The 23414-nt window shown below is 66.0% G+C and carries 20 protein-coding genes; 4 read left to right on the top strand and 16 right to left on the bottom strand.

Annotated elements, in window-relative coordinates:
- Window positions 1–26 precede the first annotated feature (26 nt).
- On the bottom strand, window positions 27–1418 hold the full coding sequence (gene tcuA / locus QA649_RS09810) for an FAD-dependent tricarballylate dehydrogenase TcuA (RefSeq protein WP_283023996.1): 1392 nt from the start codon (window positions 1416–1418) through the stop codon (window positions 27–29).
- 158 nt (window positions 1419–1576) lie between these two features.
- On the opposite strand from tcuA, the gene QA649_RS09805 reads away from it, so the two are divergent.
- On the top strand, window positions 1577–2260 hold the full coding sequence (locus tag QA649_RS09805) for a GntR family transcriptional regulator (RefSeq protein WP_283023995.1): 684 nt from the start codon (window positions 1577–1579) through the stop codon (window positions 2258–2260).
- A gap of 9 nt (window positions 2261–2269) precedes the next feature.
- On the opposite strand, the gene ybaK is transcribed toward QA649_RS09805, so the two are convergent.
- From ybaK to mobB, 10 genes are all read right to left on the bottom strand, one after another.
- On the bottom strand, window positions 2270–2743 hold the full coding sequence (gene ybaK, locus QA649_RS09800; RefSeq protein ID WP_283023994.1) for a Cys-tRNA(Pro) deacylase: 474 nt from the start codon (window positions 2741–2743) through the stop codon (window positions 2270–2272).
- A 242-nt stretch (window positions 2744–2985) separates the two neighbouring features.
- The gene (gene fdhF, locus QA649_RS09795; RefSeq protein WP_283023993.1) at window positions 2986–5754 is read right to left on the bottom strand and encodes a formate dehydrogenase subunit alpha; all 2769 of its coding nucleotides are present in this window, start codon (window positions 5752–5754) and stop codon (window positions 2986–2988) included.
- Window positions 5751–7454, bottom strand: a complete 1704-nt coding sequence (locus tag QA649_RS09790) for an NADH-ubiquinone oxidoreductase-F iron-sulfur binding region domain-containing protein (protein ID WP_283023992.1) — start codon at window positions 7452–7454, stop codon at window positions 5751–5753. The genes fdhF and QA649_RS09790 overlap by 4 nt, the downstream gene beginning before the upstream one ends.
- Before the next feature lie 285 nt (window positions 7455–7739).
- Complete coding sequence (locus QA649_RS09785; protein ID WP_283023991.1) at window positions 7740–8015, bottom strand: hypothetical protein; 276 nt, start codon at window positions 8013–8015, stop codon at window positions 7740–7742.
- A gap of 92 nt (window positions 8016–8107) precedes the next feature.
- Window positions 8108–9760, bottom strand: coding sequence for an OFA family MFS transporter (locus QA649_RS09780; protein ID WP_283023990.1), 1653 nt, complete (start codon window positions 9758–9760; stop codon window positions 8108–8110).
- A gap of 343 nt (window positions 9761–10103) precedes the next feature.
- Window positions 10104–12128, bottom strand: a complete 2025-nt coding sequence (locus QA649_RS09775) for a cache domain-containing protein (protein WP_283023989.1) — start codon at window positions 12126–12128, stop codon at window positions 10104–10106.
- Complete coding sequence (locus QA649_RS09770; RefSeq protein WP_283023988.1) at window positions 12121–13554, bottom strand: sigma-54 dependent transcriptional regulator; 1434 nt, start codon at window positions 13552–13554, stop codon at window positions 12121–12123. The genes QA649_RS09775 and QA649_RS09770 overlap by 8 nt, the downstream gene beginning before the upstream one ends.
- Before the next feature lie 126 nt (window positions 13555–13680).
- On the bottom strand, window positions 13681–13914 hold the full coding sequence (locus QA649_RS09765; protein WP_018643991.1) for a sulfurtransferase TusA family protein: 234 nt from the start codon (window positions 13912–13914) through the stop codon (window positions 13681–13683).
- Between the two features lie 43 nt (window positions 13915–13957).
- Window positions 13958–15214 carry a gephyrin-like molybdotransferase Glp gene (glp, locus tag QA649_RS09760; RefSeq protein ID WP_283023987.1) on the bottom strand — a complete coding sequence of 419 codons (1257 nt, stop codon included), beginning with the start codon at window positions 15212–15214 and terminating at the stop codon, window positions 13958–13960.
- Between the two features lie 9 nt (window positions 15215–15223).
- Window positions 15224–15751 (bottom strand): molybdopterin-guanine dinucleotide biosynthesis protein B, encoded by a 528-nt coding sequence (mobB, locus tag QA649_RS09755; protein ID WP_283023986.1) that lies wholly within the window; start codon window positions 15749–15751, stop codon window positions 15224–15226.
- Window positions 15752–15960: 209 nt separating this feature from the next.
- Between mobB and QA649_RS09750 the strand changes: the two genes are divergently transcribed.
- Together QA649_RS09750 and mobA are read left to right on the top strand one after the other, a co-directional pair.
- On the top strand, window positions 15961–16851 hold the full coding sequence (locus tag QA649_RS09750; RefSeq protein WP_283023985.1) for a formate dehydrogenase accessory sulfurtransferase FdhD: 891 nt from the start codon (window positions 15961–15963) through the stop codon (window positions 16849–16851).
- Window position 16852: 1 nt separating this feature from the next.
- A complete protein-coding gene (gene mobA / locus QA649_RS09745; RefSeq protein WP_283026001.1) occupies window positions 16853–17488 on the top strand; it encodes a molybdenum cofactor guanylyltransferase MobA in 636 nt (211 codons plus the stop codon).
- A gap of 5 nt (window positions 17489–17493) precedes the next feature.
- Here the strand turns inward: mobA and QA649_RS09740 are convergent, their stop codons facing one another.
- Complete coding sequence (locus QA649_RS09740) at window positions 17494–17793, bottom strand: hypothetical protein (protein ID WP_283023984.1); 300 nt, start codon at window positions 17791–17793, stop codon at window positions 17494–17496.
- A 112-nt stretch (window positions 17794–17905) separates the two neighbouring features.
- On the opposite strand from QA649_RS09740, the gene QA649_RS09735 reads away from it, so the two are divergent.
- Window positions 17906–18127 carry a hypothetical protein gene (locus QA649_RS09735; protein WP_283023983.1) on the top strand — a complete coding sequence of 74 codons (222 nt, stop codon included), beginning with the start codon at window positions 17906–17908 and terminating at the stop codon, window positions 18125–18127.
- Here the strand turns inward: QA649_RS09735 and QA649_RS09730 are convergent.
- The 4 genes from QA649_RS09730 to QA649_RS09715 are packed head-to-tail and all read right to left on the bottom strand — an operon-like array spanning window position 18094 to window position 23217.
- The gene (locus tag QA649_RS09730; protein WP_283023982.1) at window positions 18094–19218 is read right to left on the bottom strand and encodes an FAD-dependent monooxygenase; all 1125 of its coding nucleotides are present in this window, start codon (window positions 19216–19218) and stop codon (window positions 18094–18096) included. The genes QA649_RS09735 and QA649_RS09730 overlap by 34 nt on opposite strands.
- A 41-nt stretch (window positions 19219–19259) precedes the next feature.
- A complete protein-coding gene (locus QA649_RS09725) occupies window positions 19260–21221 on the bottom strand; it encodes a molybdopterin biosynthesis protein (protein ID WP_283023981.1) in 1962 nt (653 codons plus the stop codon).
- Between the two features lies 1 nt (window position 21222).
- The gene (locus tag QA649_RS09720; RefSeq protein ID WP_283023980.1) at window positions 21223–22329 is read right to left on the bottom strand and encodes a molybdopterin-binding protein; all 1107 of its coding nucleotides are present in this window, start codon (window positions 22327–22329) and stop codon (window positions 21223–21225) included.
- 54 nt (window positions 22330–22383) lie between these two features.
- Complete coding sequence (locus QA649_RS09715) at window positions 22384–23217, bottom strand: substrate-binding domain-containing protein (RefSeq protein WP_283023979.1); 834 nt, start codon at window positions 23215–23217, stop codon at window positions 22384–22386.
- Window positions 23218–23414 lie beyond the last annotated feature (197 nt).

Raw genomic sequence — 23414 nt, 5'->3', positions numbered from 1 at the left:
TCTCCCTTTGTCTTTCTTCTTGATCGCTAGTTCTTGGCGTGGCGTGCCGCTTCCCGTCCCGCGATGCGTCCGAACACGCTGCCGATGGTCATGCCCATGCCGGCCGCATAGCCCTTGCCGAGCACATTGCCCGCCATGATCTCGCCGGCCGCGAACATGTTGGCGGACGGCTTGCCGTCAGCCATCAGCATCCGCGCCTCCTTGTTCACGCGCGTGCCGAGATAGGTGAAGGTGATGCCGGGCCGGACCGGATAAGCGAGATAAGGCGGCGTCTCGATCTTGCGCGCCCAATGCGTCTTGGGCGGCGTGATGCCCTCGGTCACGCAGTCATCCAGGATCGTGTGGTCGAAGGTGCCGGGGCGCACCGCGGCGTTGAACTCGGTGATGGTCTTTTCGAGCGCGGCCCGATCGAGCTCCAGCTTGCCGGCAAGCTCGGCGATGGTCTGTCCGGCGATCGGCGGGAACAGCGTCGGCATGAAGCTCGTCACGACAGTGGAGTCGAAGATGATGTAGGCGATCTGGTCCGGCTGGGCCGCGACCAGTCGGCCCCAGATGGCGTAGCGCTTCGGCCAGATGTCCTCGCCCTCGTCGTAGAAGCGCTGGGCGTGCTTGTTGACGACGATGCCGAACACGACGGAGTCGTGGCGCGTGATGATGCCGCCGTCGAATTTCGGCGCGCGGGCGTCGATCGCGACCGCATGGCACTGCGTGGGATCGCCGACCTCCTGCACGCCCTTGTCGAGCAGCATCTTCAGGATCGAGCCGCGATTATAGGGCGTGCCGCGGATCAGGAAATTGTCGGCGGCCTCCCCCCAGTATTGCTTTAGCCATTCGATGTTGGCCTCGAACCCGCCGGCGGCGGCGACCAACGAGGTCGCGCGGATCTCCGTCTCGCCGTTGATCGGCCGGTTGAGGCGCGCGGCGAGGAACATGCCGTCCTCGATCACGAGGTCGGTGACCTCGGCGTCGTATTCGACATCGACGCCGAGCCGTTCGGCGGTGAGATAGAGCGCATTCAGCATTGCCCGGCCGCCGCCGAGGAAGAACGAGTTGGTGCGGCCGAGGCTCAGCGTGCCGCCGAGCGAGGGTTGCCAGCGCACGCCCTGCTCCACGATCCAGTTCAGGATGTCCTTGGACTCCCGGATCATGTGACGGGCCAGTTCCTCATCCGTCTTCCCGCCGGTGACGCGCAACAGATCCTCCCAGAACTCCTCCTCGGTGTAGGGGCCGGTGAGGATTTCCGTGGCGGCGTCATGGGCGCAGCGCATGTTGCGGGTGTGACGGGTGTTGCCGCCGCGGTAGAATTTTGGCGCGCCTTCGAGCACGAGGACGGAGGCACCGCCTCGCCGGGCGCTGATCGCCGCGCACAGCGCCGCGTTGCCGCCGCCGATCACCAGCACATCGTATTTGCTGCTCATGCCGTCTGCCCGATGCGACGAGGTCGGAGAAGTTCTGCCCGCCGGCAGGCCTCGCTACGCCAGCCCGCCATTGCGCACTTTTGTATACAAAGATATACAGAACATCCGCAAGCGGCATCTCTGCATGGGCAAGATGCGCCTTGCGCTCCGAGGGGAACATGGCCAGACGTCCGGCAAAGGCAAGCGGATCAATCGCCCGCGGCGCTGGTGTCGCGCTGGGCGAAGCCGTGTTCCGCTCGCTGTGCGAGGCGCTGCAGGCCGGCAGCTACCGCGCCGGCGACCGCCTGCGCGAGGAGGAGGTCGCCCAGCGGCTCAAGGTCAGCCGCACACCGGTGCGGGAAGCACTGGGCCGGCTCGCGGCGCGCGGTTTCGTCGAGCCCGCCGGTGGCCGCGGCCTGATCGTGCGCAACCTCGACATTTCAGAGGTGCTCGAGCTCTACGCCATGCGCGAGATCATGGAGGGTGCCGCCGCGCGCCTCGCCGCCGGGCATGCCTCGGCCACGGAGATCGACGCACTCCGGGATATCGAACAGGTCTTTGTCGAGGCGTCCACGACCGACACCGCCGAGATGGCGAGGCTCAACCGCGCCTTCCACGAGGCGATCTGCCGCGCCGCACGCAACCGCTATCTCGACAACGCTTCGCGGGAATTGCAGGACTGGATCGCCCTGCTCGGTCCGACCACCTTCACAGTGACCGGACGCCCCTCGACCAGCCATGGCGAGCATCAGGCCATCATCGACGCGATCGCCGCGCGCGACGGCGACAAGGCCGAGCAGCTTGCGCGCGCGCATATCCGGGAAGCGCTGCGCTGCCGGCTGAAGCTGTTGCAGAAGCAGTAGACGAGCCGCTCACGCGAGCACGTCCGCGACGACCGCCTTCAGGACATCCCTGACGTCACCGGGCTTCAGCCGCACCTGCAAGCCACGCTGGCCGCCATTGAGATAGACGAGGTCATGCAAGAGCGCGCGCTGCTCGATCACGGTGCGCACGAGCTTGCGCTGCCCGAACGGGCTGATGCCGCCGACCTTGAAACCGGTGACGCGTTCGGCCTCCGGCGGCTTCATCATCTGCGCCGACTTGCCGCTCGCGGCCGCCGCTAGCTTCTTCATCGAGACCTCCTGATCGGACGGCACGATGACGCAGACCGGCTTGCCGTCCACCAGCGCCATCAGCGTCTTCAGGACACGCGCGGGGTTCTCACCGAGCGCGGCGGCGGCCTGGAGCCCGATGCTCTCGGCGTCGGGATCGTAGTCGTAGGTGTGAACGGTGAAGGCGACGCGAGCGGCTTCAAGCGCGCGCGTGGCTGGGGTGACTTTGGACATGGGTGATGTCTAGCATCGGTGCGGCGCGGCGCGAAGCGACGAGGGACGCTCGGCACGATCTCTCCCCGAGGTCGTCCTGGCGAAAGCCAGGACCCATTACCCCAGGGGGGAGTTTGGAGCACACTTGGCGCCCGGGAGTGCTACCGCCCCAATCGAGAGATCACGCGGTATGGGTCCTGGCTTTCGCCAGGACGACACCTGAGTGTTCGGCTGACACCAGAACCACGCAACCTAGGTCGAGACTACTCCGCCGCGTCGCGCATCTCCGCGCGCTCGGCCCGGGCCGCGCAGAACTTGAACTCTGGGATCTTGCCGAACGGATCGAGCGCGGGGTTGGTGAGCAGGTTCGCCGCCGCCTCCGCGTAGCAGAACGGCATGAACACCATGTTCTCCGGCACGTCGCGGTCGGAGCGGACCTTGACCTCGACGGCGCCGCGCCGGGTCTCCAGACGAATGAAATCGCCCGGCGCGAGCTTCTTCTTGCGCATGTCCTTCGGCGACATGAAGGCGACCGCCTCCGGCTCGATCTGGTCGAGCACCTGCGCGCGGCGCGTCATCGAGCCGGTGTGCCAATGCTCCAGCACGCGGCCGGTCGACAGCACCATCGGATATTCGGCGTCGGGCAGCTCGTCCGGCGGGATGACCTTGGCCGGCACGATCTTGCCGCGGCCGCTCGCGGTCGGGAAGCCCGTGGTGAAGATGATCTCGTTGCCGGGCTTGTTCGGATCGTCGGCTGGATAGGTGACGGCGCCTTCGCGCACCAGCCGCTCCCAGCTGATGTTCTTCAGCGACGGCATCAGCTCCGCCATCTCTGTATAGACGTCGCCGGGGCCGGCATAATTCCAGGGCAGGCCCATGCGCTTGCCGATCTCCTGGATGATCCAGAGATCCTGCCGCGCATCGCCCGGCGGCTTGATCACCTGGCGCGCGAGCTGCACGCGGCGGTCGGTGTTGGTGAAGGAGCCGTCCTTCTCGGCGAAGGCCGAGGCCGGCAGGATGACGTCGGCGTGGAACGCAGTCTCGGTGACGAAGAGATCCTGCACCACGAGATGATCGAGCATGGCGAGCGCGTGGCGCGCATGCTGCAAGTCGGGATCGGACATCGCGGGGTTCTCGCCCTCGATATACATGCCCTTGATCTCGCCGGCGTGGATCGCGTTCATGATCTCGACCACGGTCAGGCCGCGTACGGGATCGAGGTCCTGCTGCCACAGCTTTTCGAATGCACCGCGCAGGTCGTCGCGGCCGACCGGCTGGTAATCCGGCAGAAACATCGGGATCAGGCCGGCGTCGGAGGCGCCCTGCACGTTGTTCTGGCCGCGCAGCGGATGCAGGCCGGTGCCGGGACGGCCGACCTGGCCGGTGATCAGCGCCAGCGCAATCAGGCACCGCGCATTGTCGGTGCCGTGGACGTGCTGGCTGATGCCCATGCCCCAGAAGATGATCGACGATTTTGCCCGCGCATAGGTGCGCGCGACCTCGCGCAGCGTCTGCGCCGGGATGCCGCAGATCGGCTCCATCTTCTCCGGCGTGAACTCCTTGATCTTCTCCTTGAGGTCCTCGAAGCCCTCGGTGTAGCCGGCGATGTACTGGTCGTCGGTCAGACCCTCGGTGATGATCGTGTTGATCATCGCGTTCAGCATGGCGACGTCGGAGCCGGGCTTGAACTGCAGATGCCTGGTCGCATGACGCGACAGCGACTGCCGGCGCGGATCCATCACGAACAGTTTTGCGCCGTTCTGCTTGACCGCGTTCTTGATGAAGGTCGCGGCGACCGGATGGTTCACGGTCGGGTTGGCGCCGATCACGATGATGACCTCGGCATCCATCGCGGCGGAGAACGGCGCCGACACCGCACCGGAGCTCAGGCCTTCGAACAGCGCCGCGACCGAGGAGGCGTGGCACAGGCGGGTACAATGGTCGACATTGTTCGAACCAAATCCGGTGCGCACCAGCTTCTGGAACAGGTAGGCCTCTTCGTTCGAGCCCTTGGCCGAGCCGAAGCCGGCCAGCGCCTTCACGCCCTTCTCGTCGCGGATCTTGACGAGGCCCTTGGCCGCGATGTCGAGCGCCTCTTCCCAGCTCGCTTCACGGAAATGGGTGAAGGGATTGGCCGGATCGACCTGGTCGTTGGCGTCCTTCTTCGCATTCGGCAGCCGCACCAGCGGCTTGGTCAGGCGGTGCGGATGGTGGATGTAGTCGAAACCGAAGCGGCCCTTGACGCAGAGGCGATTGTGGTTGGCGGGGCCGTCACGGCCTTCCGCGTAGATCACCTTCTCGTCCTTGACCTCATAGGTCACCTGGCAGCCAACGCCGCAGAACGGACAGAGCGAATCGACCTTCTTGTCCGCATAGGTGACGCGAGTCTGGTTGTCGTCGAGCATCACGGCCGGCATCAGGGCGCCGGTCGGACAGGCCTGCACGCATTCGCCGCAGGCAACGCACGTGGACTCACCCATGGGATCGTCGAAGTCGAACACGATCTTCGAGCCATGGCTGCGATAAGCCATGCCGATGACGTCGTTGACCTGGACCTCACGGCAGGCGCGCACGCAGAGGCCACACTGGATGCAGGCATCGAGATTGACGCGCATCGCCGGATGGCTGGCGTCGGTCTCCCAGCGTTCGGCGGCGGGGAAGCGGCTCTCGGTGACGCCGGTCGTCTCGGCCCAGTGCCAGAACTTCGAATCCGGATCGTGCGAGGTCTCGCGCGCCGGCTGGTCGGCGACGAGCAGCTCCATCACCATTTTTTGCGCCGACACCGCACGCGCGGATTCCGTCTTCACCTTCATGCCGACGGACGGCGTGCGCTTGCAGGACGCCGCCAGCACGCGCTCGCCCTCGATCTCGACCATGCAGGCGCGGCAATTGCCGTCGGGCCGATAGTCGGGCGCCGGCGAGTAGCAGAGATGCGGAATGTCGCGACCCTGACGTTTGGCGACCTGCCAGATCGTCTCGCCGGGATTGGCCTCGACCTGCTTGCCGTCGAGCTCGAACGTAATCTTCGTCATTCGGCCGCTTCCTTGAACTCGTCAGGGAAATATTTGATCACGGAGGACAGCGGATTCGATGCCGCCTGTCCGAGCCCGCAGATCGAGGCATCGCGCATCGCCTGGCTCAATTCTTCCAGCAATGCCCGGTTCCAGACCGGCTTCTGCATCAGCAGCGCCGCCTTCTGGGTTCCGACGCGGCACGGCGTGCACTGGCCGCAGCTCTCGTCCTCGAAGAACTTCATCAGGTTCAGCGCGGCTGCGCGCACGCTGTCCTTCTGCGACAGGATGACGATCGCCGCCGAGCCGATGAAGCAGCCGTATTTCTCCAGCGTGCCGAAATCGAGCGGGATGTCGTCCATCGATGCCGGCAGGATGCCGCCGGAGGCGCCGCCGGGCAGATACGCATAGAACTGATGACCGTCGGCCATGCCGCCGCAATATTCGTCGATCAGCTCGCGCACGGTGATACCCGATGGCGCGAGCTTCATGCCGGGATTTTTCACGCGGCCCGAGACCGAGAAGCTGCGGAGGCCATGACGCTCATGGCGGCCGTGGCCCTTCCACCAATCGGCGCCCTTCTCGACGATGTCGCGCACCCACCACAGCGTCTCGATGTTGTTGATCAGCGTCGGCAGACCGAACAGGCCGACCTGGAACGGATAAGGCGGCTTGTGCCTGGGCAGGCCGCGCTTGCCCTCGATGCTTTCCAGCAGCGAGGATTCCTCACCGCAGATGTAAGCGCCGGCGCCGCGGCGCATGTGCAGCGTCGGACCGCCCGCGGGCAGCTTTGCGATCTCGCGCTCGAGGAGCTCGCGCGAGGCCGGATATTCGTCGCGCAGATAGATGTAGACGTCGGAGGCCTGCACCACATGCGCGCCGATCAGCATGCCCTCGATGAAGCGATGCGGGTCGCTTTCGAGATAGACGCGGTCCTTGAACGTGCCGGGCTCGCCCTCGTCGCCGTTGATCGCCATCAGCCGCGGACCGGGCTCGCCCAGCACGGCGCGCCATTTGCGTCCCGTCGGGAAGCCGGCGCCGCCGAGGCCGCGCAGCGAGGCATCGTCGAGCGACTTCAGGAGATCGTCTGTCGACAGCGCGCCCGAGCGCAGGCGGCCCAGCAGCTTGTAGCCGCCGCCGGCCACATAGGCGTCGTAGTCGACATAATCAGGCAGATGCGCGTGGGTGTCGCCGGCATTCGCGGCCGCCATCACATTGGCGACGGTCGCATGGTCGACGAAGTTGTGGCCGACTTCGGCGGCAGGCGCGGTATCGCAGCGACCGACGCAGGGCGCGCGCACGACGCGGATGCCGGGGCCGGACGCACTCTGAAGATCCTCCAGCAGCTTCTCGCCGCCGAGCATGGCGCAGGTCAGCGAATCGCAGACACGGATCGTCAGCGGCGGGATGTTGGGCTCGCCCTCCTTCACCACGTCGAAATGCGCGTAGAAGGTCGCGGTCTCGAACACTTCGGCGAAGGCGAGCTTCATCTCGTCGGCGAGCGCGGCAAGGTGCGCGGCCGATATCTGGTGATATTTGTCCTGGATCAGGTGCAGATATTCGATCAGGAGGTCGCGCCGCCGCGGCCTGTCGCCGAGCAGCTGCTCGATCTCGTGCGCGGCGATCGGATCGACCTGCCGCCCCTTGGGCGTGGCCTTGGCGCGTCGGCGTCCCTCACCGGGATGCTCGAACGGGCGGACCTTCTGCGCGTCGTGGCTCATCGATTCGTCTCGATCTCGTCTTTTAGAACGGCTCCAGTTCTAGCTTCTGGCATGCCAGATGCCAAGCAAATTATCATGCTCGCGGAAGCAGTTAAGCGCAGCCAAAGGGCAACCCTGGATCGCTGCCCGGACACGGCCTTGCGTTCGTCCAACGCGCCAACTGATAGAACGAAGCCTGAATTGGTCTGGAGATCAATAAAGGCTTCCTATGCTGCGATAGCGAAATCGTATCGAGCTCCCGCTCCGAGGCTACAGGTGACCCACCATGCCCCCGACGCTGATGGGTCAGCTCTTTCCCATGCACTCCTCGATATAGAACCAGCGGTCATCGCCAGCCAGCCCCTTGGACTTCACCTCGGCGCGGCAGGCCTTGAGCTTCGGCTTGTTGGCCGCCCACTTGGCCTTCATGTCCTTCAGCTTCTGCATAGTGAGCTTGATCTTGCCCGGCTTGGCTTCGGTCGTCGCGGCCGGTGCAGCGGGTGCGGTTGCGGTCTGTGCAGACGCGGTGTGGAGGCCCGCGGCCAGCAGCATGGCGGCGAGGCAGATACGGGTGCGAAGCATAGAGGTCCCCTAAGTCTCATTCTTGGTGATGTCTAAAAGGCGAACGCCGCGGGACGCCGATGATGAGCATCCCGCGACTGTGTTGATGGCGATCAGAATATCTTGACCGCGCTCTCCAGCGTCTTCCAGACACCCCAGAGCAGGGGAACGCCGACGAAGGCCCAGAAAAGCGCCGCCTTGGCGTCGAGCCCGCCAAAGCCGATGCCGTAGGAGCCGTGCGGTCCCGCGGCCGCCGCGCTGGCACTGGCCGCCTGCAGCTTGGCAACGTCGGCCTCCTTCATGTGCCACTTCGCGTCGACCGGCTTGACCAGATAGTTGCAGATCAGGCCCGCGATCAGCATCGCGCACAGGATGTACATCGTCGTGTTGTAGAGCTGGTCGCGCGGCACGCCGGCCGCGAGCTGGAACTCGCGGATGTAGTTCACGACGACCGGGCCAATGATGCCGGCCGTCGACCACGCCGTCAGCAGCCGGCCGTGGATGGCGCCGACGAACTGGGTGCCAAACATGTCGGCCAGATAGGCCGGCACGGTGGCAAACCCGCCGCCATACATCGACAGGATGATGCCGAAGCCGAGCACGAACAGGAGCTTCGAGCCCATCGCCGCAAAGGTCGGCGCCAGCGCGTAGAGCACGATGCCGAGGATGAAGAACGTGTAGTAGGTGTTCTTGCGCCCGATCTTGTCCGACAGCGACGCCCAGAAGAAGCGGCCGCCGATGTTGAACAGCGACAGCAATCCGGCGAAGCCCGCGGCGATCGCGGCGATCTGCGCCTTCTGCCCGGCATCGAGTGCGTTGAAGCCGACGTCAGGCAGGCCGATCAGCTTGCCGCCGAAGATCTCCTGGAGCATCGGCGAGGCCATGCCGATCACGCCGATACCCGCCGACACGTTCAGGCAGAGCACCCACCAGATCAGCCAGAACTGCGGGGTCTTGTGCGCGTCGTTGAGATGGACGTTGTTCTTCGAGATCATCGCGTTGGCCTTGACCGGCGGGGTCCAGCCCTCGGGCTGCCAGCCGGGCGGCGGCAGGCGATAGCGGAATGCGCCGATCATCATGAACACGAAGTAGATGACGCCCATCGCGACGAAGGTCTCCCAGACGCCGACCGAGGTCGGGGTCTTGAAATAGTTCATCAGCAGGTTCGCCAGCGGCGCGCCGATCATGGCGCCGCCGCCGAAGCCCATGATGGCCATGCCGGTCGCCATGCCGCGGCGGTCCGGGAACCATTTCACCAGCGTCGACACCGGCGAGATGTAGCCGAGGCCAAGACCGATGCCGCCGATCACACCCGAACCCAGCCACATCAGCCAGAGCTGGTGGGTGTAGATGCCGATCGCGCCGAGGAAGAGTCCGCCGCACCAGCACAGCGCCGAGACGAAGCCGGCCTTGCGCGGACCGACCCGTTCGAGCCAGCCGCCCCACAGCGCGGCGGAGACGCCCAGCAGCACGAAAAACAGCGTGTACATCCAGCCTAGGCTTGCAACCTTCCAGTCGCAGGTGGTGGTGAACAGCTCCTGCACCAACGACATGTCTGCGCACGCCTTCGGCGCGGTCACGCCGATCGCGCGCGACAGCGGCAGCCAGAACACCGAGAAGCCGTAGGCCATGCCGATGCAGAGATGGATGCACAGCGCTGCCGGCGGCACCAGCCAGCGATTGAAGCCGGCGGTCGCGATCGTGCGTTCACGATCGAGGAAGCCGGAGGCACCAACAGGTGCAAGAACGGTATCGGCAGTTGTCATAAGCATTACCTCCAAAGCGTGGCCTTGCCGGCGCATCCGTTTGAGACCGGTCGCACGCGTGCTGGGCAGCCGCGCATGACCGGTCGAACTTCATGCCGAAGTGGAATCGTCTCGCGCGCATCTCGTCGTGTGCGCCAAGCAAGCTGCTGATCGCGGGTGATGTCCCTTCGCCTCGCAAGCAGCGTTGCAGTGACGGCTATCGCGCCCTCATCCCCCTCAACACCCTGTCTTGGAATGAGCAACGCGCGTGCCAGATATCGCGCCATGACGAATCAATGACTTCCCGCAGCGCAACGTGCCGCGCGGGACAAAATGTCCTGAACTCCTCGGACAAAATGTCCAATCAAGTCGCCTCGGGCAGCCACACCGTGAATGTACTCCCGGAACCGACGCGGCTCTCCGCGGTGATCTGTCCGCCCTGGCGCTTGATCAGCGTCTGGCTGATGGAGAGGCCCAGCCCGGTGCCTTGCCGCCGTTTCGTCGTGTAGAAGGGATCGAAGATCTTTTCGATCACCTCAGTGCTCATGCCGATGCCGGTGTCGGCGACCTCGATGGCGACGCCTTGATGGCCGTCGCGCTCGGCATCGAAGGCGCGGAGCGTCAGGGTTCCGCCATCCGGCATGGCGTGGATCGCGTTGACGATCAGATTGACCAGCACCTGCTGCAGCTCGTTGCGGTTCATCAGCACCAGACGGCTGGCGCGGTCGTCCCTGATGACGGCGATGTCGGTCTTGTTCAGGAGATGCTGCACCAGCGGCAGACAGTCCGACATGATGCTCGCCGGCGCATGGCGCTCGACATAGCCGGCATATTCCTCCGGCCTTGCAAACTGCAACAGCTTGGTCACGATCTGGCTGATGCGGTGAATCTGCTCGTCGAGCAGGCGGAACTCGACCTTCGCCTTGTCGGCATCAGCCCCGAACACACTGCGGATGACGTCGAGATTGCCCTGCATCACCGCGATCGGATTGTTGATCTCGTGTGCGACGCCCGCGGTGATCTCGCCGATCGCAGCCAGCTTCTCCGACATGATGAGCTGCTTGGTGGTTGTCTCGAGCTTGAGATTGGCGTGCTCGAGGTCCCGGGTCCGCTCCCGCACGCGGACGTTCAGCTCCTCGTTCCATTCGCGGAGCTGCCGGTCGCGTTCCTGGATCTGGTCGAGCAGGCTGTCGAGATGAACCGCGACGCGGCCGATCTCGTCACCCGAGACAGGCATCTTGGTGCGGGCGGAGAGGTTTCCCCGCTCCACCTCGCCAATCGTCGCGGTGACCCGCTCCAGCGGCATGAAGATCGAGCTCGCCCAGCGCAGAAAGATCGGTACGGTCGCGGCAGTGATCGCAATGAACGCCGCGATGACAATCACCAGCGTCTGGTACTTGGCTTCGCTGAAAGGCTTTTCCAGAAAGCCGACATAGAGCATGCCGACGCGCTTGCCATAACTGTCGACCAGCGGCTCGTAGGCGGAAATGTACCAGTCATTGACCACAAAGGCGCTGTCGAGCCAGGTGCGTCCCTCGCCCAGTACGGCGGAGCGTACCGCCGCCGAGACGCGCGTGCCCAGCGCGCGCCGCCCCTCGAACAGACGGACGTTGGTCGAGATCCGCACGTCCTCCAGGAACAGCGTCGCGGTGCCCTGGCTGCCCTCCGGCAGGCTCGCCGCGCGATAGACGAGGTCGTTGATCGTGTCGATGAATTCGAGATTCTGGTTGAGCAGCGTGCCTCCGACCAGCGCCGCGGCGCCGCCGTCAGGCAGCATCGCGCGGCTCGCCGCATGCACGACCATGCCGCGCGTCTCCGTGCTGCGGTCAGTCGGCACCGCGTTCGGCGTCGGCACGAGGTCCAGGCGCGCGCGCTCGGCCAGGGTCGGCGAGATCGCGGCGAGCTCGTCATTGGAAAAAATGTCGATGCCCGTCGCCGGAACCTGACCCGACAGCGCCGACATGATGATCGGCCAGTCGTTTCTCGGTTGATGCTGCAACGGCGGCGATGAGGCCAGGATGTCGCCGCGGCCGTTGGTCAGATACAGGAAGTCGAGACCGATTTCCTTGCGGGTCTCGTCGAGCAGATCGCGCAGGGAGCCGCGCGCATCCGGCGCCAGCACCTCGTGGAAGCGGGCCGACAGGCCGAGCGCCCGGAGCTGGACGCCGGTCTTTTCGAGGATGCGGGCGAGATATTGGTGGGCGATGGTGAGATCGCCGTTCACCTTGGAGATCAAGGTCGCGTCGAATTTTGCGTTCCAGCGATAGATCGCAACGCCGAGCAAGAGCGGCAGGATGACCAGCATCGGCAACAGCGCGATCGCGAGCAGCCGGAAGCGCACGGAGCGTCCCCGCACGGGCTCATCGCTGCGGCCGGCCGCATCAGACATCCCACAACGCGCATTTGCGGTCGATGGTCTTGCGCGAGATACCGAGCCGCCGCGCCGCCTCCTCGCGATTGCCACTGACCTCTTTCAGCACGCCGAGAATGTGACGGCGCTCGAGCTCCGCGAGACTGTCGGCAGGCGCGGACTGGCCGTCGTTGCGGGGACCGGCGAAGTCGTCGGGGAAAGCGCCGAGAATCAGCGTGCGCTCGATCAAATTGCGCAGCTCGCGCACATTGCCCGGCCAGTCATAACTTGCGAGCGCCGCGCGCACCGAAGCGTCGATCGGGACCGGTGGCATGCCGAGCTGCGTCGACAGCTTGCTCATGAAGATGGCGGCGAGCTCCTGCACGTCGTCGCCGCGATCCTTCAGGAGCGGCAGGTGGATCTGCATCACGTTGAGGCGGTAGAACAGATCGGCTCGAAAGCGGCCCTTCTCGACCTCCTTCTGGAGCTCGGCATTGGTTGCGAAGATGAAACGCAAGTCGACCGGAACCTCGCGCTCGGATCCGACGGGACGGACGCGGCGGTCCTCGAGCACGCGGAGCAGCTTGCTCTGCATCGGCAGCGGCAGCTCGCCAATCTCGTCGAGGAACAGCGTGCCGCCATGCGCATACAGGAACAGGCCTTCGCGCCCGGAATCGGCGCCGGTAAAGGCGCCCTTGATGTGTCCGAACAGCTCGGCCTCGATCATGTCGGGCGGGATCGCTGCGCAATTCACGGGCACGAAGGGCTTGTCGGCGCGGTCGGACAGCGAGTGGATCGAGCGCGCTGCCACTTCCTTGCCGGTGCCGGATTCGCCGGTCAGGAGAACCGAGGTCGGCAGGCGCGCAACGCGTGCGATGGTCTCACGCACGCGTAGCGTCGGCGCCGACTGTCCGATCAGGTTGTCGCGCAGGAAGGTGCGGTCGGACGAGGCGCGCAAGGCGTAGCGCAGGACATAGTTCTCGCGCTGGAGGCGGACACGGTCGAGGCATCGCGCCACCGCGTTGAGGATCTGGTTGGAGCGGAACGGCTTGAGCACGAAATCGGCCGCGCCGGCGCGCAGGGCCTGGATCGCGGTGTCGAGGTCGGCATAGGCGGTGATCAGGATCGCGTCGGCGAAAAAGCCGACAGCGCGCTGCTCTGCGAGCCAATCGACGCCATTCTTGCCCGGCATGATGTTGTCGAGAATGACGACGTCGTAGCGGTTGGAATCGAGCTTGCGCGAGGCCTGATCCGTGTCGGCCGCCTCGTCCACCAGCTTGCAGCGCGGCGCAAGCGTGCGCGACAGGAAATTGCGCATGCCCGGCTCGTCGTCGACGATCAGGATGGAGGCCTGCGCCAGTGCGCTGAACTCGGGACCTGTGGCCGTCTTGCCGAGCTTGACGGCAGGCTCGCGGGCCGCCGCGGAACCTGCAGCTGCGCTTGCCTTCGATGTTGAGAGATTCATGCCCGACGTCTTAGGTTTGAGATCATCCACCGCAACAACCGGGCCTTTTCGCATTGCAGCGAAGCTCCCGCCGTTCCCCAGGGGGCGCAGCATAGTCAAGCGTTGCGGCCGTGAACATTCGCCTTTCTACGGGCCGTCGCTCTTTTCGACCAGGAACACGATGCGCGCCTCGTTGCGCTCGGTGATCTCGACCTTGTCGCCGGTCTCGCGGATCAGGTTGGGGATGTCGATCACCGAGAGGGGATCGGTGCAGTGGACCTCGAGCTGGTCCCCTGCCTTGAGCGGCTTGAGCGCCTTGCGGGTCTTGAGGGCCGGTAGCGGGCATTTCAGCCCGGTGAGATCGAGAGTCGTCCTGGTCATCGCGGCAACATGGCGGGACGGGCAGGCGGCGTCAACGCGGGCATCAGATCAGGCCGGCGTAGGGCAGGAAGCCGACGCTCTGCCCGGGCTCGACGCCCGTGACGGCTTCACCGAGCTCGACCAGGCCGTCGGTCTCGAACAGCGACGACAGCAGTCCGGCGCCCTCGCGCGGGAACTTGGTTACCTCGAGCGTACCGTCCTGCCCCTTGCGGAGGAAGACGCGGACATATTCGCGCCGGCCTTCCTTCTTCCTGTAGGTAAACGCAGCCCGCACCGGGATCGGCAGCAGCGGCTCCGGGAGGGCACCCGCCAGCGCCAGCACCGTCGGCCGCACCACATGGACGAAGGTGACGAAGCTCGCGACGGGATTGCCGGGCAGGCCGATCAGCGGCGTGCCGCCGATGATGCCCATCGCCACCGGACGGCCCGGCTTGATCGCCATCCGCCACAGCACGAGCGAGCCGACGCTCTCGACCGCCGCCTTGACGTGGTCCTCCTCGCCGGTCGAGACGCCGCCGGTGGTGAGAATCAGATCATGCGCGCCTGCTACCTCCTTCAGGCCGCTCGCAAGCGACGTTCGCTCGTCGCGCAAAATGCCGAGATCGCTGACCTCGCAACCGAGCCGGCGCAGCATTGCCATCAGCATGAAGCGATTGGAATCGAACAGCTGCGCGGTCGCGCGCGGCTCGCCCGGCGAAGCCAGCTCGTCGCCGGTCGAGAACACCGCGACACGGATGCGCCTGACCACATCGAGCCTGACAAGGCCGAACGCCGCGGCAAGCGCGATATGCTGCGGCCGCAAGCGCTGGCCGCCGCGCAGCGCAACCTGTCCCTTCGGAATGTCCTCGCCGGCGGGGCGGACATTCGCGCCCGGCTTCAGCCCCGGCGGAAGCACGATCCGGCCGGAATCGTCGATGCGGACATCCTCCTGCATGAAGACGGTTTCGGCCTCCGGCGGCATCGGCGCGCCCGTGAAGATTCGCGCGGTGTGGCCGGGCTTGATCGGTGCCTGCGCAAGACCACCGGCCTGGATGCGGCCGTCGAGCGGGAATGCCTGCTCCGCAGCTTGCGGAAGGTCCGCGTTGCGCACGGCATAACCGTCGACCGCAGAGTTGGTGAACGGCGGCAGCGGCAAGGGCGCTGCAATATCGCGCGCCAGCACGCGCCCGTCAGCATCGACGAGCGCCACGGTTTCCAGATCGACAATCGCGTTGACGCGCGCCGTGATCAGGCCAACGGCCTCGTCGACCGACATCATCGGTCCGCCGAAGGCAAAGCAATCGTCCGACAGTTGCGCCATGGTGCCTCGTCAGCGTGTCGCGGCGCTTCTTGCCACCGCTTCCTCGACCGGCATCGCCGCACGCAGCAGCAGCGCGGCCACAGCGGGGATATCATCGAGATGGACGGTCGGCAGCCGGGTTTCAATGGCGGTGTCGGTCGCGATCCCGGCAATTCCGGGATCGTCGGGAAACAGCAGCGGCTTGCCATTGGCGGCGCGATGCACCTCGATCTTGCGATGCGGCTCGCGTTTGAAGCCCTCGACCACGACGAGATCGACCGCAGAGAGCTTGCTCAATAATTCCGGCAGCCGCGGCTCCGCCGCGCCCCGCAATTCATGCATCAAGGCCCAGCGGTTTGACGAGGCAACCAGCACCTCCGCCGCCCCCGCCTCGCGATGCCGCCAGGAATCCTTGCCGGGCACGTCGACGTCGAACTGGTGATGCGCATGCTTGATGACGGAGACGCGCAGGCCTTGCGCGTTGAAATTCGGGATCAGCCGCGTCAACAGCGTGGTCTTTCCCGCACCGCTCCAGCCTGCAAGGCCGATGACTTTCATAACCCTTCGATCTCCGCCAACGGCTCGCCAGCCGATGGAACCACCAGCCTCTCCCCGTCATTGCGAGCGCAGCGAAGCAATCCAGACTGTCTCCGCGGATGCATTTCTGGATTGCTTCGCTCCGCTCGCAATGACGAGCGGAGGCATTTTACCCATTCCCAGCCATGCTTATATCGGCTTGAGCGGAATGTCATGCTAACGTCGCGGCCATGATGAAGATCGACAAAGCCCCGGTGCCCATGATCGTCCCCAATCCGGACGACCCGCGCCTGACCCAGAGCGTGACCGGCACCGATCAGACCGGCGCCAGGGTCGAGATCAAGGTGCCGATGGAGCGGCCACTGACGCTCTACCTGAACGCCCAGGAGATCGTCACCATGATGACGATCGGCGACTATCCGGAATATCTGGCGCTCGGCTACCTGCTGAACCAGAACATGCTGAAATATAATGACGTGGTCACTGAGGTCGAATACGACGACGACCTCCAGGTGGTGGTGGTGCGCACCGAGCACCACACCAATTTCGAGGCCAAGCTGAAGAAGCGCACGCAGACCTCGGGCTGCGCGCAAGGTACCGCCTTCGGCGATCTGCTCGAAGCCGTTGAGAGCGTCGCGCTGCCGAAGGCCGAGCTGCGCACATCCTGGCTCTACCAGATGACGCAGACCATCAACACCATGCCCTCGCTGTACCTCGAGGCCGGCGCGATCCACGGCTGCGTGCTGTGCAAGGAAGGCACGCCGCTCTGCTACACCGAGGACGTCGGCCGGCACAACGCCGTCGACAAGATCGCCGGCTGGATATACCGCCACGGCGTCGACCCCTCCGACAAGATCCTCTACACCACCGGGCGGCTAACCTCGGAGATGGTGATCAAGACCGTGCGGATGGGCATTCCGATCCTGGTGTCGCGCTCCGGCTTCACCGCCTGGGGCGTCGATCTCGCAAGGCAAGTCGGGCTGACGCTGGTCGGACGGACGCGCGGAAAGCGCTTCATTGCGCTCGCGGGCGAGGAGCGCATCGTCTACGACCAGAACCTCGCTTACGTCGAGGAGGAATCGGCGAAGCACAAGCGCAAGGGTGAAGGTGGTGACGATTGAAATTCCCGCCACGAGTGTTCCGCCGACCGTTGGCGTGCTGCTGGCCGGTGGCCTCGCGCGGCGCATGGGCGGCGGCGACAAGCCGATGCGCACCATCGGCGGCCGCACCATTCTGGAACGCGTGATCGCGCGCCTGAAACCTCAATGCAGCGGGCTGATCCTCAACGCGAACGGCGATCCCGCGCGTTTCGCAGCCTTTGGCCTGCAGGTCGTCGCCGACGACGTGCCCGGCTTTCCCGGACCGCTCGCCGGCATCCTCGCCGCGCTGGACTGGACCGCCGCGAACCGGCCTGACGTCGCATGGGTGCTCAGCGCCGCCGGCGACTGCCCGTTCCTGCCGCGCGATCTGGTCGCACGCCTGCACGAAGCTCGAAGCCGAGAGAACGCGCAGCTAGCAGTGGCGGCATCCGGCGACCAGTCGCATCCGGTGATCGGCTTGTGGCGTGTTGCCCTGCGCGACGAGCTGCGTCATGCACTGGTCGTCGAGGACCTCCGCAAGATCGATCGCTGGACCGCGCGATATCCGCTCGCGACGGTGACTTGGCCGGCCGAGCCGCTCGATCCGTTCTTCAACGCCAACACGGTCGAGGACATCGCCGAAGCCGAACGGCTGGCGGCGCTGGATGACGCGTTGTAGCGAACTTACGATTTGGGAAACTCGCCGAGAAGCTGCGTCCAGATGATCGCGAAGGCGATCAGGCCGCAGAGGCCGACGACCGTGGAGAATCGCGGGAGGCGCCCGATGGCGACCAGCAGCCAGGCCGGCAGGAAGAACAATCCGAAGATCATGCCGAGCGGGAACACCGCCAGCCATTGAAAGCCGGTGCCGTCGCCCTGCGGGACATGGGCGATGAAATAGAAGGTGTAGAGCCAGAACAGCGTCCCGGCAGCTGCGACGTACGCGGCGATCTTGCGGAAATTCAGGGGAGTTGTCGCGGTCATGGCTTGGCTCATAGGCCTTGGTCGCGGCGGCGGCCCTGCGAGTTCATGGAGCCTTTGAACTGGACCGGGCAAGGGAGCGACCACAGATCGGGAAATTGCCCCCGGATGAGCCATGGCCGCCTCTCTCTTGACTACCATCTTCGAATTCGTCGAATTCGTGTTCGATCTTTCGGATACGGTCGAACGCACGAAGCAGCTGAGCAAGCCTGACATCGTCGAGGTCCCGCCGGACCCGAAGCCGCTGTCGCCTGCCGCGCAGCGTGCACTTGCCGAAGCAGAAGAGCGCGAACGCCTGCGCGATCAGGCGGCCAGCGGCACCGACCAGGCGTCGTAGCCGTAGACCCAGCTCGTATCGGTCCTTTCCTTCAGCCAGATGTTGGCGCGCGAGGTCTCCTGCACCCGCGTGGTCCGCCCTTTCCGCGTCGCCTCGAAGCGGCGGAATGCGTCGGCAACACCGTCGCGATCTACACCGGCGAGGCAGCGTGAAAGAACGGCCGCGTCCTCGATCGCCATGGCCGCGCCCTGCGCCATATAGGGCGTCATGAGATGGCAGGCATCGCCGAGCAGCGTCACCTTGCCGTCGGCCCAGCGATCGAGCGCCTCGCGGTCCATGATTGCCCATTTGTGCACGTCGGGACACGCCGCGAGCACCTGCCCGACCTGTGGATGGAAGCCTTCGAAGGAGGCACGCAGATCGCGGACGTTGCCCTTCGCCGACCATGACTCGATGCGGAAATCCGGCTCGGGCTGGCTGGTGACGAGATAGACTTCGCTACGATCCGGCCTGACGTAGTAGATCACGATGTGGCGGTCCTCGCCCCACCACTTCGTGCAGTCGTCGATCTTCTCCCCGCCGAGCAGAGCGGCGGGATAGGTGGTGCGATAGGCGATGCGGCCGGTGAACCTGGCCGGCGCGGTGTCGAACAGGATGTCGCGCACCGACACGCCGTCCGCGCCGACCACGGCATCGGCAACGGCGCTGGTGCCGTCGGCAAAGGTGAGCCGGACGCCATCGCCAGTGTCATCCAGACCGGCCAGCTTGTGGCTCAGCCTCACAACTTCGCGCGGCACCACGCTCGCGAGTGCCGCGTGCAGATCGCCGCGATGAGCCAGCAGATAGGGCGCGCCGAACTTCTCTTCCGCGCTCTCACCAAAAATCATGTCGAACTTGATGTCGCCGCTCTTCCAGTCGCGATTGTTCCAGGACCGCGGATAGAAGGAGCGCTCGCGCATCCGCGCCTCGAGCCCGAGCGCGCGCAGCACCTTCATGGCGTTGCAGCCGATCTGGATGCCGGCGCCGATGCGGGCGAATTTGGAGGCCTGCTCGTAGACCGTGACGTTGACGCCGACGCGTCTCAGCGCCGCGGCGGTCGCAAGCCCGCCCATGCCGGCACCGACGATCGCAACCGAAAGCGGCCTTGCCATCGCGTCCCCCACCCTGTCGCGCGGCTTGCATACCGCGTCGTCTACGCAGTCCGGAAGCCCGCGTGCTCCAGTGCGGCGCGCGCCTCGTCCGAGCCGAGCGCATCGAGAAACGCCTGCACCGCCGGACGGTCTTTGCGCGCCGTCACCAGCGCGAAATCATAATGCTCCTCCGCGAGCGGAATGAAACCGAGGCCGGCCGCATGGGCGACCGGCGCAATGGTCATGCCCCAGTCGGCGCGGTGCTGCGCGACGGCCGCGGCAACGGCGTTGTGCGAACGCGGCTGGTTCCAATAGCCCTCCGGGCGTGCACCGCCGAGCAGCCGGTCGATCAGGATGCGCGTGCCGGCGCCCTGGTTGCGGTTGACCATGATGCAGGCGGCGTCAGTGAGCGCGGCGGCGACAGCATCCTTTGCGCCCAGGCCCTCGAACCGCGTGTCGCCCTTGCGGAAGACGATGCCCTGCATCCGCCGCCAGCCGGGGACGAGCACGAGGCCCTCGACGAGATAGGGCGTGTTGTAGGTCTCGCTCTTGTCGTCGAACAGATGGATCGGCGCGAGATCGCATTCGCCGCGCTTGGCCGCCGCAAGGCCGCCGAGGCTGCCGACCGCGATCGAGCGCACGGTCAGGCCGGCATGCGCGAGCTGCGCGGTGACGAGATCAAGGCCGGTGCAATGGCTGCCGACAATGACGAGATCTGGCACCCGCACATGCGGCGTGAACAGTGTCACCTCGGTCTCGGTGCCCGCCGGCATCTGGTCGGCGAGCGCGTCGATGCGCAGGAAGCCGTCGGCCTGTGCGAAGGACGTGATCGCGCCAGAGCCCTTTCCGGAGGGATAGGCGATCAGGCTGTTCTTGCCCTCAACCAGCGAGACCATGACGAATTCGGTTCGGCCGAGCTCGGAGGCGATACGGACCGGCACGGTCGCGCTGACCTTGGCATCGGAGCGCGGCGGCAGCCCGGCCATCCTGCGCAGCACCGGCACGATCATGTCGTGGAAGGTGAACATCGCCGAGGTCGGAAAGCCCGGCAGGATCACCACCGGCTTGCCGTCGCACACCGCAAGGCACAGCGGCTTGCCGGGCTTGAGCGCAACGCCATGCGCGATGATGCCGGGCTGGCCGAGCCGGCCGATGATGCGATGGGACAGATCGCCCGCGCCCTTCGAGGTGCCGCCCGAGAGCACCAGCATGTCGGCGTCTTCAAGCGCGCGCCGCATGGCGGATTCGAGCTTGGCCTCATCGTCGGGAATGGCGCCGAGGAAGATCGCCTCGCCGCCGTTCTCGTCGATTGCAGCCGCGACGATCGCGCCGTTGGTGTCGTAGATTTCTGCGGGGGCGAGCGCCTCGCCGGGCTGCACCAGCTCGTCGCCCGTGGAGATGACTGCGACGCGCGGCTTGCGCGCCACGGTCACCTCCGCGATCCCGCAGGCCGCCAGCATGCCGATCTCGCGCGAGCCGATGAGGGTGCCCGCACGCAGCAGCGCCTCGCCGCGCGCAATGTCGGAGCCGGCGTAGGAGACGAACTGCCCGGGCGAGACGGCACGGCGGACGTCGATCGCATCGGGTCCGGCCGGCTGGGTGTGCTCGACCATGACGACGGCATCGGCGCCGCGCGGCAGCGGGCCGCCGGTGGCGATCGGTGTGGCGGTGCCTGCGCCGACCTGCATCCTCGGCGCGGTGCCGCAGTGAATGGTCTCGGCGTTCAACGAGAGCCGAACGGGTGCGCCTTCACCCGCGGCGGCGAGATCCGCCGAGCGGACGGCAAAGCCATCGACGTTGGAACGATCGAACGGCGGCACATCGATAGGCGCAGCGATGTCCTCGGCAAGCGCTGCGCCGAGCGCAGCAGCGAGCTTGCGCGGCTCGCTCGGGATCGCGCGCGGGAACAGCGCCGCCTCGAAGCGCGCCAAGGCCTCCTCGCGCGAGAGGATCTTGAGGAACTGCTCCTGTTCGAGCGCGCTGCGGCCTTGCGATTGCGGGATCATCGACATGCCGGAACCCATATCACTCCTGCATCAGATAAGCATCGACGGGCGTAGCCGCCGCAAATCCCTCGTGGCTGGCGGGAGTGATCAGCCATGCATCCGCACGGGCGATGGCCTGGAGCGGCCACTCTCCCACCGCAAGCGGCATCCACGCATGTTGTTCCTCGGCCAGCAGCGCGATTTCGGCAATGCCCACCGTGGATGCGATCTTTCGCGCGAGCGGCAGAGTCATTTGCCGGCGCGGCTGCCGTGCCGACAGACGATCGACGAGCGGAAGCACCAGCGCCAGCCAGGCCGCAAGCGCATGATCGGGCGAGCCGGGCAAGGCAACGACGGGAACCTTGCCAAGCCGCCCGACCGCAGCGGTGCGGCCGGGCTGAACCGCAAGGCCATGGGCGAGCACCTCGCCGCGCCGGGCCAATGCGCTCACCGCAGCATCCCGGCGACCGAGGCCGCTGCCGCCGACCGTCAACAACAGGTCGCAAGTGGACGCATCGAGCACATCGGCAATCGATGCGTCATCGCATGCGGCGGCCTCAAGCGTCTGCACATCCAGTCCAGCTGCACGGGCGATGCCGGCGATCATATGCGCCGTCGTCGTCGCGCCCGGTACGTTGACGATGCGCAGCCGCGGTCGCCGCACGCTCAGCCCCTCCACCGCCGCGACGCCCGCAAGCAACAGGTCGGCCGGACCGACCGGGTATCCCTCCGCACCGGCCGTCGTGCCGGCGGCAATGTCGGCTCCGGCGCGCCGGATACCCTGCCCCGGCACGCCCTCCGCCAGCACTTGCACAAGCGGCCCCGATACCTCCACGGCGTCGGCATCGAGCACGCAGTCGCATCCCTGCGGCATCGCATCGCCGGCATCGACCCAGACAGGGGCCGTCGCCAGAGGCAGCGGCGCATAGGCGGACGCGCCGACGAGATCGTTGGCGCGCAGCGCCCAGCCGTCTGCGGCGGCGATGTCATGAGGCGGATAGGCCGCCATCGGCGGCGCGCCCGCGGCGACGCAGCCAAGGGCCACGGACAGCGGCAATGCGACCGGCGCGACCGGATCAACGCCTCGCAGCAACGCGGCGAGTGCGGTGTCGAGCGGCGTCAATGATGACGGCAGGCGCTGGGTCATGCGCCATGATGGATCATGCCTCGCCCGGTTTGGCAACCGCAGCAGATGAGGATCTCAGCCGCCCGTCTTGTCCGCATTTGGAAAGAACAGCTGCTGGCCGTCGACCTTGTAGGCGGCGATCGCAGCCTGCCCCTCCGGCGAGATCAGCCAGTCGACGAAGGTTTGCCCCAGCTCCTTCTTCACGTTCGGGAACTTGTCGGGGTTCATCAGCATCACGCCGTATTGGTTGAGCAGCCGCTTGTCGCCTTCAACGACGACATCGAGATCACCGCGATCCCTGAAGCCGATCCAGCTGCCGCGGTCCGACAGCACATAGGCGTTCGCGGTGCGTGCAGCCTCGAGCGCCGCGTCCATGCCCTGCTTGGCCTCGCGATACCAGGCGCCCTTGGCGGCGGCGATGTCGATGCCGGCGACGATCCAGAGCGCGAGCTCTGCAGCGTGGGTGCCGGAGCGATCGCCGCGCGTCACGAACGGCGCGCCCTTGGCCTCGATCGCCTTGAGCGCGGTCGCGATGTCCTTGCCCTTCACGCCGGCGGGATCGCTCTTCGGCCCGATCAGCACATAGTCGTTGTACATCACGTCGAAGCGCTTCACGGCAAAACCGTCGGCGACGAATTTTTCCTCCTGCGGCCGCGCATGCGTCAGCACGACGTCCGCCTCGCCCTTTCGCGCGCCGTCCAGCACCTCGTCGGCGCGCCGCGCGATCACCCTCACATCGATGCCGGTCTTGTCGCGGAAGATCGGCAGCAGATGATCGAGCAGGCCGGACTCCTGCGTCGATGTCGTCGTGGCCAGCACGATCGCGCGATCCTCCGCGAAGGAGGCCGCAACGCCCACAGCAAGGCCGCAGAGAAGCGCGAATGCGACGGACAGGCGGCGAGCGGCCATGAGTTGGTTCCCTTCGATATGACGCGATCATGATGATGGATTGCGCCGCACTCGTGACGCCAATCGCGCTCCGCCCGGGATATTTCGGCAACGAATAACGCGGCTCGGCGATCGCAAACGGCCCGTTGCAAAAGCATTCGCGACGGCCGCAGGGTCCGCACCATTCGAACGCTTCAGGATCGTTCACCAAAGCAGAA

This window comes from Bradyrhizobium sp. CB1717 (assembly GCF_029714325.1).
Classification (GTDB): Bacteria; Pseudomonadota; Alphaproteobacteria; order Rhizobiales; family Xanthobacteraceae; genus Bradyrhizobium.
Note: the sequence above shows the minus strand (reverse complement) of the source record. Positions and strands in the feature narration are given on the sequence as shown.